Genomic DNA, 3,788 nt, shown 5'->3' with positions numbered 1-3,788 from the left:
CCAGTGCCCCCATGAAGGCGCTCGACAGGAAGGCCTGGCTTTCGGCTTCGTCCTCGGTGTCGCCGGTCCAGATCCACTCGACGCCGGCGGGCAGCGGGTCGGTCTCGAGCCATTCGGTCAGGGTTGCGATACGCTCGGCAGGGGTCATCACCACGGCGGTGAACCCGCGCGCCGCATAGTCTTTGCGCAGCGCCGCGTCGCCCTGCCAGTCCCCGGTGTCGATGACCTCGGTGGCGCCGCTGTCGGGGTTGCGCAGCACCGTCAGCCCGTCGCTGACGCCGGCCTTGATGTCGAACACCCGTTTCTGGTCGATCCGGTTGATCTCGGCCAGTTTGGCCACCGGCTTGCGGGTGACGAAATTCGACAGCGGCACAAGCCCGCCCGGGGTGCGCAGCTTCAGCGTGTCGAGGGTCGACAGCACCCGGTCTTCTTCGGGGAAGCGGACGCGGATCTCGATTTCTTCATCCGAGGTGTCGACGCGCATCGTGTCCAGGAGGATGCCGCGCGTCACCAGCTGCACCATGCCGCCCACCGTCGCCACGTCGGCGCCGTAGCGGCCGGCCTTGGCAACATCGACGTCGATCTGCCAGTCGATGCCGGGCAGGGGGCGGGTGTCCTCGATCAGCTCCAGCCCCGGCGTGGCGTCGAAGCGCGCCCGCGCCAGCGTGGTGGCCTCGATGAGCGCCTCCCAGTTCTGGCCGCTGAGTTGCAGGTGCACCGGCTTGGCCGAGGCCGGGCCGCGGTCGGCGGCGAGGATCTCGACCTCGGTGCCGGGGATGCGCCGCAGCTCGGCCTCCAGTTCCCTGAGCACCGTGTTGCCGTCCCAGGCCGGGTTCTTCACCGCGCGGGTGACATCGGCCTTGACCAGCGGCAGGGTGAACCATGTCTCGCGGCTGTCCGGCCGCTCTTCCCAGGGGATGGTCTCGAGCTGGATCTGGCCGATCGTGTCCTTGGGGGCCTGGGCGCCGCCGGTGTTCTGGTCCAGCCCGCCCTTGCCGGCAAAGGCAAAGGCGGTCTTGACGCCGGGATGGGCGAGAACGATGTCCTCGGCCTGGCGCATCAGGGCGTCTTTCTGGTCGAGCGACAGGTTGCCGCGCGCCCGCACATAGACGATCGCCTGTTCCGGTTCGCTGTCGACGAAGAATTCCACGCCCTTGTTGTTGTTGCCGAAATAGCCGAAGACGCCGATGACGAAGGCGATCACCGCCGCGATGCTGACGATCGGCATCACCGGGTTCCCGGCGATCAGCTTGATGAGCCAGCCGAAGGGCGACAGCCGGTGTCCCGAGCGGATGCGCCGCTGGCGCCGTTCGATCCGCGCCGCGTCCAGCGTGATCGAGGCGGCAAAGGCCCCGGCCAGGAACAGCGCGAAGCCCGGCAGCATCCCGGCGATCCCCGCGGCCGGGGCCTCGCCGGCGAAGAGATAGCCGGGGTTGACCGACTGCATCGCGCCGATGAACATCAAATAGAGCGACGGCGGCACCAGCGCCGCCCGCACCAGCCATGGCGCGCGGGCCCGCAGCCATTCCGAGGCGTTGTGAAAGCTGCGGCTCACGCGTCCGGTCACCCCGCCCATCACCGGCAGGTAGACCAGCGCCACCACCAGCGAGGCCGAGAGCACGAAGATCAGCGTCACCGGCAGCATGCCCATGAACTGCCCCGGCACGCCGGGCCAGAACAGCATCGGCAGAAAGGCGCAGAGCGTGGTCGCGGTCGACGAGACGATGGGCCAGAACATGCGTTTCGCCGCTTCGACATAGGCATGCATCGGGCCGACGCCCTCGTTGATGCGCTTGTCGGCATATTCGACCACCACGATGGCGCCGTCGACCAGCATGCCGACGGCGAGGATCAGGCCGAACATCACGATGTTGGAAATGGTGATCCCCATCGCCGCCAGCAGCGCGAAACACAGCAGGAAGGACGTCGGGATGACAAAGCCGACCAGCAGCGCCGCGCGCGAGCCGAGGGCGGCCAGAACCACGATCATCACCAGCGCGATGGCGGTCATCACCGAGCCCTCGAGCTGGCTGACCATCGAGCCGACGATGCGCGACTGGTCGTTCGAAGTTCCGACCTCGATCGCGACCCGAAGATCCTCGGGCCAGTCGGCGCGGGCCTTCTCGACCTCCTGCTTGATCAGCGCGGCGGTGTCGATCAGGTTGAAGCCCTTGCGCTTGACCACCTGCAACGCGACCGTGGTCTCGCCGTTGAACCGCGCCGTGCCCTCGCGGTCTTCGAAGGTCAGGTTGATTTCGGCCAGATCGCCCAGGGTGACGATACGGTCGCCATTGGTCTTGACCGGCAGGTTGTAGACGTCGCGCGGCTCGTCGAAGGACGAGGGGATCTTGACCGAGAACTTGCCCTGCGCGCTTTCGATCTCGCCGGCGGCGATCAGCTGGTTGTTGTTGACCACCACATTGATCAGCTCGCCCGCGGTGACATTGTAGCTTTCAAGCCGCAAGGGGTCGATGATCACCTCGAGCATCTCGTCGCGCCCGCCCGCCAGCCCGGCCTCGAGCACCGCATCCATGCTTTCCAGCCGGTCCTGCAACTGGTTGGCATATTTCGACATGGTGCGTTCGGGCACGTCGCCGGTCAGGTTGACGATGATGATCGGGAATTCCGAGAAGTTGATCTCGTGGATCGAGTATTTCTCGAATCCGTCCGGGAACTGGCCCTCGGCGGTGTTCATCGCGTCGCGCACGTCGGCAAGGGTCTTGGACTTGTCCCAGCCGAAGTCGAACTCGAGGAAGATGCCGGCATAGTTCTCGGCGGCGGTGGCGGTCATCTTGTCGAGCCCGTCGATGTCCGAAAGCTCGGTCTCCATCGGCTTGACCAGCAGCGCCTCGCTGTCGGCGGCGGAAATGCCGGGGAACTGGACCGAAACGAAAAGACCGGGGATCTGGATGTCGGGCTCGCCCTCCTTGGGCAGGGTGCCGTAGGCATAGCCGCCCACCGCCAGCGACAGGAAGATGAAGGCCAGGACCATCCGCGCCCGGTCGGCGGCCCAGTCGACGATGCCGGTCATTGCTGCGGCTCCTGATAGACCGCCTCGACCGTGACGCCGTCGGTGACGAACTCCTGGCCGATGACGATGACGTTGGCCTGTTGCGGCAGGCCGGTGATCCAGATGCCCTTGGCGGTGTCGCGCAGCATGCGGATCGGCGCGAAAGCGACCAGCCCGGCGTCGTTCACCAGCCGCACGCCAAGGCTGCCGTCGTCATCCAGCGTCAGCGCCGACTGCGGGATCAGGTGGGCATCGGCGCCGGGGGCGGCGATGGCGATCTCGGCGGTCTGGCCGTCGCGGATGCTGAGATCGGGGTTGGGCACCGCCACTTCGACGCGGAAGGTGCGCGTCACCTCATCGGCCTTGCGCGACAGGAAGCTGACCCGGCCGGTGACCTCCTGCCCGGTGGTCAGCCGCGCCCCGGCCAAGGCGCCCGGGGTGATCTTGGCGATCTCGGTTTCGGGCACGAAGCCGACCAGCCGGATCGGATCAAGCCGGATCACCGTGGCGCAGAGCGCGCCCGGCTGCATCAGGCTGCCGAGTTCGGCGGTGTCGCTTTCCAGAAGCCCGGCAAAGGGGGCGGTGATGGTCAGCCGCGCAATCTCGCGCTCGGCCGCGGCCACCGCCGCCTGGGCCGAGCGGATGCCGGCCTCGGTGCTTTGCAGCCCCGAGCGGGCCGATTGCACGCCGGCTTCGGCCGCGCGCACCGCCGCCTGGGCCGAGGCGACGCGGGTCTCCGAGGCAAATCCGCCTTCGCTCAGTTTCTCGGCCGCGTTGT

2 protein-coding genes are annotated in these 3,788 nt (G+C 67.5%); both read right to left on the bottom strand.

Features of this window, described 5'->3' with window-relative positions; translation table 11 throughout:
- A partial coding sequence (locus tag ABZD10_RS14215; protein ID WP_372887468.1) for an efflux RND transporter permease subunit occupies positions 1-3,031 on the bottom strand: 3,031 nt, incomplete at its 3' end.
- The coding region (locus ABZD10_RS14210; RefSeq protein ID WP_372887466.1) for an efflux RND transporter periplasmic adaptor subunit at positions 3,028-3,788 on the bottom strand (761 nt) is incomplete at its 5' end. The genes ABZD10_RS14210 and ABZD10_RS14215, both read right to left, overlap by 4 nt.

The organism is Shimia sp. (genome assembly GCF_041624275.1).
Taxonomy (GTDB): Bacteria; Pseudomonadota; Alphaproteobacteria; order Rhodobacterales; family Rhodobacteraceae; genus Shimia.
Note: the sequence above shows the minus strand (reverse complement) of the source record. Positions and strands in the feature narration are given on the sequence as shown.